The organism is Alphaproteobacteria bacterium (assembly GCA_033762625.1).
GTDB lineage: Bacteria > Pseudomonadota > Alphaproteobacteria > UBA9219 > RGZA01 > RGZA01.
In genome coordinates this window covers 31,223-44,907 of the sequence record JANRLI010000005.1, presented here as the reverse complement: position 1 = coordinate 44,907, position 13,685 = coordinate 31,223, and the positions used below count along the sequence as shown (strand labels likewise).

The window sequence follows — 13,685 nt, the reverse complement described above, 5'->3', positions numbered from 1 at the left end:
AAATTCTTCAAAAATGATAACTGCTTCACCTGCATTTTGCCAGTGGATAATCACTTGCTTAATCGCTTTCAGTTGCGCTTTTTTATGGCTCACAACATCAATAACCCCAGCATTTGCAGTCGCTTACGCAGGCGGCCCCAGTTCATCAATCGGCAATTCATCCAGCAGTTCATCGGGCAGTTTTAGCTATGATGGCGGCGGGCTTCGCGCAGCATTGGCGGCGCTGGATACACGCTCAGGGCAGGAAGCCGTGCGCGCCATACAGGGCAGCAATAACCCGTTGATGATTGATGTGATTACGGGCCTTGCCATGGGCCAAGATGACAGCCCGTATGATTTCAATACCGCATACCAGTTTTTATTGAACCACACCTATTGGCCGGAAAGCGACCGCAAGAACATCGCCAAGCAAGCCGAAAAGAAAATTGACGGCAATATCAATCCGCAAACCCTCATCGCATTTTTTACTGCCTATCCGGCGCAAACCGGTGACGGATTTGTAAATTATATTGATGCATTATCGCAAACGGGCCAGTCATCGAAAATTGCCAAAGCCATTCGCGAGCATTGGCGCGAAGATAATCTGGGGGAAGATGAACAGCGCATCTTCATCAACCGCTTTGGTCAGCAGCTTTCCGGCGCAGATACCTTTTACCGCCTCGACCGCGTATTGTGGGAAAAGCAATATGAACAGGCCGAACGGCTTTATGGAATGATTAGCCCGGGCTTAAAGGCGCTTGCGGAAGCGCGCATTGCATTGTCCAAAAATAGCGACAAAGCGCCCAAGCTGGTGGAACGCGTACCGGGCAATCTGCAAAATGATCCGGGCTTGATGTATGAACGCACACGCTGGCGCCGCAAGCATGACGACATGGCAGGCGCTTACGCGATGATGCGTGCGGCTTCATCGCGCCTTGGCCGACCCGATGAATGGTGGGAAGAACGCAATCTGGTTATTCGCGATTTGATGTCCACCGGAAGCTATGCCGCAGCTTATCAAATGGCGGCGCAGCATGGCACATTAAAGGGGCAGGAATTTTCCGACGCTGAATTCATGGCAGGCTGGCTGGCGCTGCGTTATCTCAATAATCCAACCGCTGCGCTTGGGCATTTCCAGCGCTTGAATGGTAACGCAACCGCCCCTATCACCTTTGCGCGTGCGGCGTATTGGATTGGCCGCGCCGAGGAAGCGTTGGGCCAAACGCAACAGGCACAAAGCTGGTTCACCCGTGCTGCCAGTTTCGGCACAACCTATTACGGACAATTGGCGGCCGCACGTCTCTATCCCACCAGCCAGATTTCTGCCAATGCGCCGCCCATACCATCAGATGCCGTTTCGTATTTTAACAGTCTTGTCACCACCGCAATTGTCACGCAATTGGCGGAAGTGGGCGCCAAGAAAATCGCGGAGCGTTTTGCACTGGCCTTTGCGAATAATGCGACACAGGAAAATGATTTCCGTTTAATGGCTGGCCTTGCTTTGCAACTCAACATGCCGGATGTCGCGGTGAAGGTTGCAAAGGCCGCCGCGAAAAAACAAATCGCGCTACCGGTTGAAGGGTATCCGGTTCTGAATATTGTATCGGGCGATATTGCGCCGCTTGCCCATGCCATCACGCGTCAGGAAAGCCAGTTCGACGCGCGTATTGCCAGTTCATCGAACGCGCAAGGCTTGATGCAGCTCTTGCCTTCCACCGCAAAGCATGTCGCGAATAAAGCGGGCCTGTCGGTTGACCCAACCAATTTATATGATCCGGAAACCAATGTGGCGCTGGGTACTGCTTACTTGCAAGAACTCATGGGAAATTTCGATGGCTCATTGCCACTCACCATCGGTTCGTATAATGCGGGGCCAGGACGCATGCGCCAATGGCTTAACAGCTCCATGGGCGACCCGCGCGGCAAGGATGTGGATTGGGTAGTGGACTGGATTGAAACCATCCCCTTTAACGAAACGCGCAATTATGTTCAGCGCGTTCTGGAAGCCCTGCAATTATACCGCGCAAAGCTTAACGGCGGGGCCGCAATTCTGGGGATAAACCGCGATATTACGGGTTAATGGCATTTTCCCTTGCTCCTGTCCCCCTTGCGTTGACAACAGACGCTCTGGTACCATTCTTGGCATAAGGGAGACGCTGAAAATGGATAACATTATTAATCTGCCTACCCTCATCATGCTTGGAATTATGGTTGTTGCTGCGGGCGGTTTTGTACTCGGCGCAATGCTGTGGCTAAAGCGCCTTCGCGCCAATCTGGCCTCCGCCGTTTCCGAAGCTCTTGCTCGTCAAATCACCCACGGCCAAAAAGTGGAAGAAGCATTATCGGTGCTGCAACAAAACCAGAAAAAGATGGAAGGCCAGACGCTGCTCCTCGCCGAAGCGCAAACCCGTGCGCGCAATGACATCAACGCGCTTGCCCAGCGTTTTGAACAACGCGAAGTCAGTGCGGATGCACAAAACCAAACCAGCCGCGTGATTCACTAATTCAATAAACGTATTTCGCCAATCGCATGCCTTAGCGCAAGCTGGGGCATTTTTGTCGTGTGCTGCTTTGATGAACTGGCCGCCCTGCCTTAGCAGCTGCAACATGGCTTCGCACGTGTTTATAGTGCTTTAAAATAAGGAATTCGCAGCTGATTTCGCTACTTAATAAGCTGTTAACAGCTATTGCGCTATGCTTCATTACGTATGCATTATACGGTTCAATCACCATCAACCCCACTTAAATCATGAAACAACCCATGACATCTGAACCACAGGTGAATCTTGCCGCGTCCGAACAATGGAAGCCAAGCACCAACCCTTCGGCCGAAAAAATTCTTATCCGCAGCGTGTGCGTCTATTGCGGATCATCCTCGCGCGTGGCGCAGCGTTATAAAGATAATGCGAAAACCATCGGTACCATGCTCGCGCAAAAGGGCATTGATGTGGTCTATGGTGGCGGGCGCGTAGGCCTGATGGGTATTGTGGCCGATGCCGCGATGAATGCAGGCGGCAAAGTCATCGGCATTATTCCGCAGCATATTCAATCCAAAGAAATCGAACATAACGGCTTAACCGAATTGCATGTGGTTGAAAGCATGCATACCCGCAAAGCAATGATGGCGGAACGCAGCGATGCATTTGTGGTATTGCCGGGTGGTTTTGGCACATTGGATGAAGCCTTTGAAATCATCACCTGGAAGCAGCTTCAATTGCATGAAAAGCCCGTCATCATTTTTGATGATGGTGGTTTCTGGGATCCGCTGATTAAACTGATGGATAATCTGATTAAAGAAGGCTTTGCCACGGAACGCCACCGCAGCATGTATCAGGTTGCGCATAGTTTGGAAGAAGTATTCGAGCTGCTCAAGCAGCCCATCGTTCCACCGCCACCGATTGAAACCAAGTGGCTTTAGATAAGTGGCTTTAGATAAGTGGCTTTAGCCAGCGCTTTATAAGTCAGCGCTTGCACCATGTTGCCAAGGGTTTTAGTTTGGCGGCATGCCGCTTTTTCCATTTACCATAACCAACCTTTCCTGCACGCGTGCAAAGCGTAATCTTTTTGCGCCGGTAAACTTTACGCTTGATGCCGGCGGCGTGTTTATTCTGCACGGGGAAAATGGCAGCGGGAAAAGCACATTGCTGCGCGCATTGGCGGGTTTATTCCCGTATAACGGCGCGCCGTTATCCTCATACCTTTATCTGGGTCATGCCAATGCGCTGCACCCTTCGATGACTGCGATTGAACATCTGGATTTCTGGCGCGCCCTTTATGCCACGCAGCAAACGGGGAATGATGGACAAAAAAGCACGAATGAATTGATTTTGGATACGCTGGGGCTAACCGCGCAGCGTCATCAATTGGCGGCGCAAATATCCAACGGGCAAAAACGCCGTTTATCCTTTGCGCGGCTGTTAGTGCAACAGGCAGATGTCTGGTTGCTGGATGAACCGCAGGCCGCGCTTGATGCTGCGGGTGTGCAAATGCTGCTCAAGCTTGTTGGGCAACATACACAAAATGGCGGCGCAGCGATTATCGCCAGCCATGATGATCTGGCGATTAACAGCGCGCAAATCATTCAATTGCAGGCCGCCGCATGAACGCCATTCTTGCACTCTTCAAACGTGAAACGGTCATTGCATGGCGCACACGTGCACAAAGCATTGCGCATCTGGTCTTTGTGCTGTTGATGGTTACGTTATTCCCCTTTGCACTTGGCCCCGATGCAGTGCAATTGCAACACGTTGCTCCCGGCCTGCTGTTGCTTGCCATTTTGCTTGGACAGATGCTTGGTTTTGAAAAACTGTTCAGCATGGATTATCAAAACGGTACGCTGGATATTATTCATGGCTCGCGCATGTCGCTTTCGTTTTACGCAATAGTAAAAAGCAAAGCGCAATGGTGCGCATTATTGCTACCGATTATTGTGTGCAGCCCTCTTCTCATGGTGCTGCTGCATGTACCTGTTATGCACATGCCGGTGCTTATCCTCGCGCTGCTTCTTGCATCCTATATCATCCAGCAATTGGGAATGCTGGGCGCGGCATTGGCGCTTGGCGCAAAAAATGCGGGCCTCTTGCTACCGCTTTTGCTTATTCCGTTTTATATTCCGGTGATGATTTTTGCGGTCAGCCTTGCTACCGCTGGCGCTGAAGGTGAAGGCTTGCAAGCCCTGTACTTCCTTGGCGCATTATTGGTTCTCTATTCGTCAACGCTGCCATTTTTAACGGGCGCTGCACTTCGCTCCGCCATAGAAGCTTCATAGGTTCACCATGCTGCATTACTTTGCCAATCCCAGCCGTTTCCAGAACATTGCGCGCTTCCTGTGGCCGCTATTCGGCGCCTTAAGCCTTGCTCTGTTCACGCTTGGAACCCATGCCGCATTGGTGACATCCCCGCCCGATTATCAGCAGGGCGAAACCGTGCGTATTATGTATGTGCATGTGCCTGCTGCGTGGATGGCGCTTGCGCTTTATACAGTTATGGCGCTTGCCGCTATGTCCGCATTTGTGTGGAAACACACCGTTGCTGATTTATTCTGCAAGGCCGCCGCACCTGTTGGTGCAGTGCTAAGCGCGATTTGCCTGATTACCGGAAGCATCTGGGGCAAACCCATGTGGGGCGCATGGTGGGTGTGGGATGCGCGACTGACATCAATGCTGATTTTATTTTTTCTCTATGTTGGTTTTATAGTTTTGCGCAATGCGTTTGATGACACATCCGATGGTGGACAGCGCGGTGAAAAAGCGAGCCAGATTTTATTGGTCGTTGGGCTAATCAATATTCCCATCATCAAATTCTCGGTTGATTGGTGGAATACACTGCATCAAGGCGCAACGGTTATCCGTAAAGGCGGGCCAGCCCTTGATTCAACCATGATGCCACCGCTTTTTTTGATGGCTGGGGGCGTATTTTTCTTTTGCGGCGCCATTATTTTGCTGCGAATTTTAACGGCCATCACCCTGAAAAAACTCGAAAATACTCAAAAAGGCCAGGATTAACGCCCATTTTCCTTAGCTTAATGCTTGTTTTACACATTTTTTAGTTACATCTAAAAAATGTGATTTCAGGTGTTTTTGCTTTCATGGTTAGGGAGTAATCTGAGGATAGAGAATCAAAAAAGCCCAACAAAGAGGCCAAAGGTTCCAAAATAAGACAAACGCCCGAGCGGTTGCGTGCCCATTCTTCAAATGAGAGCGCAGAGCGAATGGCGAAAAATAAAAAAAGAATATGCTTTTGTAAGGATAGAGTACCGTGCGAGTAGATATGACACCGAGTGTTTTTCTTGCCCTATGTGGCCTTGTAAAGGACGCGCTGATTGTGCCCAGCGATGCCACACCTGTGCTGCAAAAAGCAGCGGCAGAGCTTTCGGCTGCCTTCAACGAATTGTCGGAAATTCCTGCACAGCTCGAACCACACACCGAAACAATCAGCAATTTAGCTGCTGAATCTACAGATTCGTCAAAACAGGCTGTTGCTTAAGGCCTAGTGTCCCGATTTTTGAAGTTCGCTTCACTTTGTGGCACGCCCTCAACGAACTTCAAAATCGATAAGGACACTAGTAAAATTATAAAAACTAGTGTGGTTTAGATTGAAAAGTCCGCTAAACCAGTCTATGTCAAAAACTTAAGCGTACTTTTCAATCCCACACTAGGTTTCGTTCTATCTTCCCTGCCATGATTAATCATGTATTTGACGTTATCTGGACGTGGCTATCCGGTCATTTCAATTTTTTAGTGCTGTTTGGCCTATTGGGTCAGGCCCTGTTCATGATGCGCTTTGTCGCCCAATGGGTGCATAGCGAGAAAATGGGCCGCAGCGCGGTGCCGGAAATTTTCTGGGTCTTCAGCATTGGCGGCGGTCTGGTTTTGCTTATCTATGCCATTTTGAAAAACGATTTTGTATTTATCGTCGGACAGTCGCTGGGGCTCTTCATCTATGCCCGCAACGTGTTTTTTATCCATAACATCAAAGCCAAGCAGCTTGCCAATAATCCTGCGCAAATCCTGCATGAATTATCCTTTGAAGTGACCGAGCTTAGCGCCAAAAGCCACGAATTGACGCCCGAAGAACTAAAAGCGGCCAGCGAAGCATTAGTCACGCTGCAGCATATCAAAAAATAAGCCTGTTGAAGTAAGCAGCAGCGCACCATAATCTGATGCGCAATGTTTAAAACCTTATCATCCAATTTATTCCCGCATGAAAAACGCTTAACCGGCGCGGCTTATGGCGTGCTGGTTTTATTTTGTCTGGCCATTTTCCTGCCCGGGTTTTTTACCCTGCCGGTGTTTGACCGTGATGAACCCAGCTTTGCGCAGGCATCCAAGCAGATGGTGCAAACGGGCAATCTGGTCGATATCCGCTTTCAAGATGAACCGCGTTACAAAAAACCCATCGGCATTTACTGGCTACAAGCCGGCGCTGTACAAATCGTGCAACGCATTGCGGGTGATGAGATTGCGAACAGCATCTGGCCTTATCGTTTGCCATCGCTGATTGGTGCAATCCTTGCGGTGCTGCTCACTGCGGCGCTGGGCTGCAAATTGCTGAATGCGGAAACAGGATTTGCCGCGGGCATTATGCTGGCCTGCTGTTTCATGCTGAATGTGGAAACGCGCCTTGCCAAAACCGATGCGATGCTTCTCGCAACCATTGTGGCCTGTCAGTTTGTGCTCGCCAAAGCCTTCGTACAGGCCAAGGCATTAAAGGCAAAAGATTTCCTGTTATTTTGGGGCGCGCTGGCTGCGGGCTTTCTGATTAAAGGCCCGCTGGTTCTGCTGGCACCACTAGGCACCCTTATCACCCTAAAACTGTTCAAAGAACCGATCAGCTTTGCAAAAAAACTAAATCCGCTGCTGGGCATTCCATTTGCGCTACTGCTTATCCTGCCATGGTTTATTCTGATTACCCATCAAGCAGGTGCGGAGTTTTATAAAAATTCTGCCGGCCATGATTTATTCGCCAAAATCTGGGAGGTGCAAGGGTTTGCCCATCAATGGGGCTTTGCATTCCCGGGGCTTTACTCATTTATTTTGCCCGCAATGCTGTGGCCCGCATCGCTGCCCTTCATGCTGGCAATTCCATATATCTGGGCATCACGTCATGACAAAGATGTGCGCTTTTGTCTGGCATGGGCCATTCCCATCTGGCTGGTATTTGAATTTACCCTGACCAAATTGCCGCATTACGTGCTGCCTGCTTATCCGGCGTTATGTCTGCTTGCCATGCGTTGGCTGTTTTCAGGTGTGCGCGATACGGGTCATTCGTTATGGAATGGTTTTTGTTATCTAGCCTTTGCGGGTGTATCGCTTGGCTTTGCACTCATTCCTGCCGCGCTTCCGATTATGCTGGAAGGCACGTTATTTTATTGGGCATTATTCGCTGGCACACTTGCCTTTGCCGCATGTTTAACCGCCATTCATCTGATGCGCGGCAAACAATCTGATCCATCCATCGGTCTTTCCCCGCTTCCCGTTGCGGCTGTCATGCTGATGGCATCGTTATTTGGCGTGATGCTGCCCAATCTCCATCATCTCTTTATCAGTGAACAGATTGTGCGCAATCTTCCTGTGTTGGAAAACTGCGAACAACCTATGTTGGCAACCGCAGGCTATAGCGAGCCAAGCCTTGTATTTGACGCGAGGATAAAAACCGAATTCCTGAATATGGGTGAACGCCTTGCGGTTGAAATGAAGCGCAATCCCTGTTTAATCGGCGTTGTAGAAAACGGGCAGAAAGCCGAATTTCTGGAAAAAGCGAAGTTTTTTCAGCTCATGCCCCTGCTCACCGGTAATGTCGATGGCTTTAGCATTGGTGCAGGCAAAATGCTGAAGCTCGAAATTTACCGCACCGCGCCGGTGCCAGCAAAAGTAACGCCAAAAGCAAAATCTAAGCGGCGTTGAGACGGTTTACTGTGCGCTGGTGGATAATCAGGTAAGCCATGTGAATATGGCGCAATGACGGGCGATACGCGCATCCCGCTTCTACCACATTATACATATCACCCAGTTTGCGCAGCATATCATCGCGCCCGCGTGCATCATCGGGGATGGATGCCTGATCATTGGTATTGGCAAGCCCGTCGATGCTCTTTAACTTTGCGTAAAGCGGATCATCCAGCGCGCGTTGTTGCTGCGCTGCGGATTTCATCTGCTTGCTCATGACTTCAGATGGGTCGGTTAAACGAAACACCACATCATCCGCACCTGGAAACAGTTTGGCAATTTCAGCCAGCAAAGGTTTGGCAATCGCTTCTTTTTCTGCCGCGGTTCGTACCTGCCCGGGCTGCAAATCGCGCTTATAGGCGCGTTCAATCACATCATGGCAAATAAGTCCGACAATTTCGCGCATCTGTGATTGGTCAAGGCGTTTTACAACACGACGCAATTTATGTTTCAGCTGGTCTTTGGTGTTATGCGCGGTATTGCTCACCACCCGAATAAGCTGCTGCACGACAAAACGATCATCAAAATTATCTTCGCATTTTTTGCGCATCACCATTTCGTAATGGGCGGCGATAAATGCAACTTCTAGGGTATGGCACAGATAATCGCGCGGGCTGCCGTCGCTGTTGGGGCGGTGACGCGTTTCACCTTCATGCTGGGCTTCAGCAAATTCAAAAACACGTTCAAGTGCGGTAAGAAAATCGTGCTGCACTGCAAGATCGCCCGAAGCAGCGCTGTGATTTACGGATGATAACATAAAAAATGCCCAAAACTTTTTCAGGCATTATCTTTAACTCGGAATAAATATGATTTCGAAACAACGCCCTGTTAACGGAGCTTGGTTATAGACGCAGATTCAGTTCGATGCCACTGAATAAAAATAAATAAAATCAATTATTTATCTGATATTTAACCGATCAGTTTAATTATTATGGCGGCTATAGCCAACATGCTGCTCGCGGCAATCAATGTAAAATCAAATGCTGCGGTTTTTGTAATTGCCACTGATTTTCTAACCATACGCGTCATGGATTGTTCCCGTCCTTCAATGAATCACTGCCTCTATCAAAATCATAACCTAGATTTTTGAAAGTAATGGAGGTCAGATGCTTTATGGAAATTATATAGTTGGTTAAAATCCATTAACCAGTCCTGCGCAAGACACGATGTTCTTCATCATTTAGTCAGAAATGCTGACTTATTCTTAAGTTTCTACTTACGTTTTCCTGCCTCATAGGTTTTTCAACACAGGGTTTAAATATGCGCCACGTTTATATTGCGGGCTATGCACGCTCCCCCTTCACACCGGCAAATAAAGGGGCGATGGCAGGCATAAGAGCGGATGACATGGCCGCGCAAACCGTGCTTGGCCTTCTCAAAAAAACCGGCATGGATGCCAAATATGTCGAAGATTTAATTCTCGGCTGCGCATTTCCCGAAGGTGAACAAGGGTTGAATATGGCGCGGCTTGTGGTGCTGCTTGCGGGCTTGCCGCAATCGGTTGCGGGGCAAACCATCAACCGTTTCTGCGGTTCATCAATGCAAAGTATTCACGCGGCGGCAGGCGCAATTCAAATGAATGCGGGCGAAGCATTTATTTGCGCGGGCGTTGAAAGCATGACCCGCGTTCCCATGAGCGGTTTTAATCCATTGCCAAATCCGGCGCTTACGCTGCGCTTGCCTGGCGCCTATATGGGCATGGGCACTACGGCGGAAAACGTCGCGCGCATGTATAAAATTTCACGCCCCGAACAAGAAGCATTCGCCGTGCGCTCCCATCAAAAAGCAGCCGGGGCGCAAGGCAAAGGCTATTTAACCGACGAGATCATCCCCATTTCTGCTGATGGCTATTCTGCTAACAGCGATGGCTGCATCCGCCCTGAAACCACGGTTGAAAAACTGGCTGACCTAAAACCTGCCTTTGAAGAAAAAGGCAGCGTGACCGCAGGAACATCCAGCCCATTAACCGATGGCGCTGCCGCAACCTTGGTCGTCTCGGAAGATTTCCTTCGTGCCAATGGCATGAAGGGAATAGCAAAAATCCGCAGCATTGCCGTTGCAGGTTGCGCGCCGGAAATTATGGGCATTGGCCCTGTTGCCGCAACGCGTAAAGCATTGCAACGCGCTGGCCTTACCGTTGCCGATATCGATGTTGTTGAACTGAATGAAGCCTTTGCATCGCAATCTTTGGCCTGCATCCGTGATCTTGGATTGGACGAAGCAAAGATCAACATTGATGGCGGGGCAATTGCGCTTGGCCATCCGCTCGGCGCAACCGGCGCGCGCATCACCGGTAAAGCCGCATCGCTGCTTCAACGTACCGGCAAAAAATTCGCGCTCGCCACGCAGTGTATTGGCGGCGGGCAAGGCATCGCAACCATTCTGGAAGCTGTATAAAGCGCCCCATCAGGAGAACTATTTATGATTGAAAAAATTTCCAAAGTCGCAGTGATTGGTTCGGGCGTCATGGGCAGCCAGATTGCAGCGCATCTCGCCAATGCTGGCTTATCCGTGATGTTGCTGGATATCGTGCCGGATGGCGCATCTGACCCCAATGTGGTTGCCAAAGGCGCATTGGAAAAATTGCTGAAGATGGATCCCGCACCGTTTATGCACAAGGATTTTGCCAAGCGCATTGCCGCCGGAAATCTGCGCGATGATTTGAATAAACTTGGCGAGGTGGACTGGATCATCGAAGCCATCATCGAAAACCCGATTATCAAGGCCGACCTTTATAAAAAAATTGATGCCGTTCGCAAAAAAGGCTCCATTGTTTCTTCCAACACCTCCACCATTCCACTTGGTGTTTTAACCGGCGGCCAATCGGAAGAATTTGCAGCTGATTTTTTAATTACCCATTTCTTCAACCCGCCGCGTTATATGCGTCTGCTGGAATTTGTAACCGGCCCGAAAACACGCCCCGATGCCGCTGCGCTTATCCGCAAAACATGCGATGAGGTTTTGGGCAAGGGCGTGGTGGTATGCAAAGACACGCCGGGCTTTATCGCCAACCGCATCGGCACCTATTGGATGGAACGCGCGGTTTATGCCGCGATGGATCTGGGCATCAGCGTTGAAGAGGCGGATGCTGTGTGCTCCAAACCGTTCAACATGCCAAAAACAGGCGTGTTTGGCCTCATCGACTTGGTTGGTCTTGATTTGATGCCATTGATCGCAAAAAGTTTCTTGGCAACGCTGCCATCCGAAGATGCGTATCGCGCCCTGCACCGCGATGTACCGCTATTCAATAAAATGATTGCCGATGGCTATACGGGCCGTAAAGGTAAGGGCGGCTTTTACCGCATCAACAAAGAAAACGGTGGCAAGGTCAAGGAATCCATCAATCTGAAAACGGGCGAATATTCCAAATCCGAAAGTGCAAAACTTTCCGCGCTGGAATCTGCCGGAAAAAATATCGCCAAACTATGTGAAGGCAGCGATAAAATTTCCCAATTCGCATGGACATGTCTGCGTGATGGCTTATCATACGCTGCATCGCTCGTTCCGCAGATCGCCAATGATATTGTTGCGGTCGATGAAGCGATGCGCTTTGGCTATAATTGGGGCGAAGGCCCGTTTGAACTGATTGACCGTTTGGGCGTTGACTGGTTCATTGACCGTTTGAAGCGTGAGAACGCACGCATCCCCGAATTGCTGCAAAAGGCCGCTGGAAAAAGCTTTTATAAAACCATCAATGGCAAGCTGCATTACCTGACGACATCGGGTGAATTCCAACCTGTCAAACGTGCGGCGGGCGTATTGCTGCTGTCTGATGTGAAACGCGCGGCTGAAAAACCTGTATTCAAAACCGGTTCCGCCAGTTTATGGGATGTGGGCGATGGCGTATTATGTGCCGAATACCACACCAAGATGAACGCGATTGATCCCGATATTTTCAAAACCTTGCAGGAAGCATGTAAAATCATTCCTGCAAGCAATGGAAAATACAAAGCACTGGTCATTCATAACGAAGGCTCGAACTTCTCCGTTGGTGCAAATCTTGGCCTTGCACTTTTCGCGATCAACATCGCTTCATGGGAAACCATCGAACAATTGGTAAAGGAAGGCCAGAACACCTACCGCCAATTGCGCTATGCACCATTCCCTGTAGTCACGGTTGCCCATAACATGGCGCTGGGCGGCGGCTGTGAAATTCATCTGCATGCTGACCACGTTGTGGCGCATGCTGAAACCTATACGGGTTTGGTAGAAGTTGGCGTTGGCGTTATCCCCGGTTGGGGCGGCTGCGCGCAATTACTGGGCCGCGCTTATCATCATCCCAAGCAAAAGAAAGGCCCAATGCCTGCGCTGGCACAGGTCTTCGAACAAATTGCTACCGCCAAATATTCCAAATCCGCCTTTGAAGCGCGCGATATGATGGTGCTTTTGGATGGGCATCATACCATCACCTTCAATGTTGACCGTTTATTGCAGGATGCGAAGAACGCCGCATTGAATTTGGCAAAAGATTACAAAGCGCCAGAACCCTATACCTATCGTCTGGCAGGCCCGCCGGGCAAAGCCGCGATTGGCTTATCCGTCGGTGCGATGAAAGCGGTTGGGAAAGTAACGCCGCATGATGAAGTGGTAATCGATGTGCTGGCCGATATCCTCACGGGCAAGAACACCAACATCATCAAAGTCATGACCGAAGATGATGTGTACAAACTGGAATTTGAAGGGTTCATGAAACTTATTCGCACACCTGCATCGATTGCCCGCATCGAACACATGCTGGAAACTGGAAAGCCATTGCGTAACTAGAACGTGAAACCAATAAGTGGAACTGGTATGGAATTGAAGAATATCGCCATCTATCTACCAATTTTTGCAGCACTGGGCTGGGCATTTGTTTACACCGTCAATGCTCGCAATTACGATGTTATTTCCGTGCCCACCGGCCTTGCCGGACATGGTATTGGCATGCTGGGCGCTGCCGTACTGGTTAGCTTGTTGTTAAAATCACCCATCGATTTTACACCCTTCTTTACCCACGAGCATAAACCATGGTTGTGGTCTGTGCCCTTGGCGGTGATCGTCGCTTCCAGCTTTTTGCATCTCAGTTTGAAATTGAATTCCGCCACCTATACGGGGCTTGTTGAAATTCTCTACGTCATTCTTATCCCGTTATTTGCCTATCTGCTATTCGGTCAAAAACAGCTCAATACCTCCATGGTGATTGGCGGGTTACTGATGCTGTCGGGCATCGGGTTTGTGGTTTACGGTCAATTGCAAAAAGCGTCTTAAAGCGAGGAAATT

General features: G+C 49.8%; 13 protein-coding genes. 12 read left to right on the top strand and 1 reads right to left on the bottom strand.

From position 1 onward, the window contains the following. Positions 1-13: 13 nt before the first annotated feature. From SFW65_02435 to SFW65_02395, 9 genes are all read left to right on the top strand, one after another. Positions 14-2,059, top strand: coding sequence for a lytic transglycosylase domain-containing protein (locus SFW65_02435; GenBank protein ID MDX1921971.1), 2,046 nt, complete (start codon positions 14-16; stop codon positions 2,057-2,059). An 82-nt stretch (positions 2,060-2,141) separates the two neighbouring features. Continuing rightward, complete coding sequence (locus SFW65_02430; GenBank protein MDX1921970.1) at positions 2,142-2,483, top strand: hypothetical protein; 342 nt, start codon at positions 2,142-2,144, stop codon at positions 2,481-2,483. Positions 2,484-2,740: 257 nt separating this feature from the next. Then, entirely contained in the window at positions 2,741-3,397 is a 657-nt protein-coding gene (locus tag SFW65_02425; GenBank protein ID MDX1921969.1) for a TIGR00730 family Rossman fold protein, read from the top strand. Positions 3,398-3,482: 85 nt separating this feature from the next. After that, the gene (gene ccmA, locus SFW65_02420; GenBank protein MDX1921968.1) at positions 3,483-4,082 is read left to right on the top strand and encodes a heme ABC exporter ATP-binding protein CcmA; all 600 of its coding nucleotides are present in this window, start codon (positions 3,483-3,485) and stop codon (positions 4,080-4,082) included. Then, positions 4,079-4,747, top strand: a complete 669-nt coding sequence (locus SFW65_02415) for a heme exporter protein CcmB (GenBank protein MDX1921967.1) — start codon at positions 4,079-4,081, stop codon at positions 4,745-4,747. The genes ccmA and SFW65_02415 overlap by 4 nt, the downstream gene beginning before the upstream one ends. 7 nt (positions 4,748-4,754) lie before the next feature. Next, on the top strand, positions 4,755-5,483 hold the full coding sequence (locus SFW65_02410; protein MDX1921966.1) for a heme ABC transporter permease: 729 nt from the start codon (positions 4,755-4,757) through the stop codon (positions 5,481-5,483). Between the two features lie 265 nt (positions 5,484-5,748). Continuing rightward, the gene (locus tag SFW65_02405; GenBank protein ID MDX1921965.1) at positions 5,749-5,964 is read left to right on the top strand and encodes a hypothetical protein; all 216 of its coding nucleotides are present in this window, start codon (positions 5,749-5,751) and stop codon (positions 5,962-5,964) included. A gap of 194 nt (positions 5,965-6,158) precedes the next feature. Further along, on the top strand, positions 6,159-6,605 hold the full coding sequence (locus SFW65_02400) for a lipid-A-disaccharide synthase N-terminal domain-containing protein (protein ID MDX1921964.1): 447 nt from the start codon (positions 6,159-6,161) through the stop codon (positions 6,603-6,605). A 42-nt stretch (positions 6,606-6,647) separates the two neighbouring features. Continuing rightward, a complete protein-coding gene (locus tag SFW65_02395; protein ID MDX1921963.1) occupies positions 6,648-8,384 on the top strand; it encodes a glycosyltransferase family 39 protein in 1,737 nt (578 codons plus the stop codon). On the opposite strand, the gene SFW65_02390 is transcribed toward SFW65_02395, so the two are convergent. Next, positions 8,371-9,183 carry a hypothetical protein gene (locus SFW65_02390; protein ID MDX1921962.1) on the bottom strand — a complete coding sequence of 271 codons (813 nt, stop codon included), beginning with the start codon at positions 9,181-9,183 and terminating at the stop codon, positions 8,371-8,373. The genes SFW65_02395 and SFW65_02390 overlap by 14 nt on opposite strands. A gap of 503 nt (positions 9,184-9,686) precedes the next feature. On the opposite strand from SFW65_02390, the gene SFW65_02385 reads away from it, so the two are divergent. From SFW65_02385 to SFW65_02375, 3 genes are read left to right on the top strand one after another with little or no spacing between them, the layout of a single operon-like run. Further along, positions 9,687-10,823, top strand: coding sequence for a thiolase family protein (locus SFW65_02385; GenBank protein MDX1921961.1), 1,137 nt, complete (start codon positions 9,687-9,689; stop codon positions 10,821-10,823). Positions 10,824-10,847: 24 nt separating this feature from the next. Beyond that, entirely contained in the window at positions 10,848-13,190 is a 2,343-nt protein-coding gene (locus SFW65_02380) for a 3-hydroxyacyl-CoA dehydrogenase NAD-binding domain-containing protein (GenBank protein ID MDX1921960.1), read from the top strand. Positions 13,191-13,217: 27 nt separating this feature from the next. After that, positions 13,218-13,673, top strand: a complete 456-nt coding sequence (locus SFW65_02375) for a hypothetical protein (GenBank protein ID MDX1921959.1) — start codon at positions 13,218-13,220, stop codon at positions 13,671-13,673. Positions 13,674-13,685 lie beyond the last annotated feature (12 nt).

What these genes read in the sequence shown, in the direction of transcription:
- SFW65_02410 (MDX1921966.1), top strand. Translation starts at nt 4,755, where the DNA reads ATGCTGCATTACTTTGCCAATCCCAGCCGTTTCCAGAACATTGCGCGC.
- SFW65_02395 (MDX1921963.1), top strand. Translation starts at nt 6,648, where the DNA reads ATGTTTAAAACCTTATCATCCAATTTATTCCCGCATGAAAAACGCTTA.
- SFW65_02390 (MDX1921962.1), bottom strand. Translation starts at nt 9,183, where the DNA reads ATGTTATCATCCGTAAATCACAGCGCTGCTTCGGGCGATCTTGCAGTG.
- SFW65_02375 (MDX1921959.1), top strand. Translation starts at nt 13,218, where the DNA reads ATGGAATTGAAGAATATCGCCATCTATCTACCAATTTTTGCAGCACTG.
- SFW65_02405 (MDX1921965.1), top strand. Translation starts at nt 5,749, where the DNA reads ATGACACCGAGTGTTTTTCTTGCCCTATGTGGCCTTGTAAAGGACGCG.
- SFW65_02425 (MDX1921969.1), top strand. Translation starts at nt 2,741, where the DNA reads ATGACATCTGAACCACAGGTGAATCTTGCCGCGTCCGAACAATGGAAG.
- ccmA (MDX1921968.1), top strand. Translation starts at nt 3,483, where the DNA reads ATGCCGCTTTTTCCATTTACCATAACCAACCTTTCCTGCACGCGTGCA.
- SFW65_02380 (MDX1921960.1), top strand. Translation starts at nt 10,848, where the DNA reads ATGATTGAAAAAATTTCCAAAGTCGCAGTGATTGGTTCGGGCGTCATG.
- SFW65_02435 (MDX1921971.1), top strand. Translation starts at nt 14, where the DNA reads ATGATAACTGCTTCACCTGCATTTTGCCAGTGGATAATCACTTGCTTA.
- SFW65_02385 (MDX1921961.1), top strand. Translation starts at nt 9,687, where the DNA reads ATGCGCCACGTTTATATTGCGGGCTATGCACGCTCCCCCTTCACACCG.
- SFW65_02430 (MDX1921970.1), top strand. Translation starts at nt 2,142, where the DNA reads ATGGATAACATTATTAATCTGCCTACCCTCATCATGCTTGGAATTATG.
- SFW65_02415 (MDX1921967.1), top strand. Translation starts at nt 4,079, where the DNA reads ATGAACGCCATTCTTGCACTCTTCAAACGTGAAACGGTCATTGCATGG.
- SFW65_02400 (MDX1921964.1), top strand. Translation starts at nt 6,159, where the DNA reads ATGATTAATCATGTATTTGACGTTATCTGGACGTGGCTATCCGGTCAT.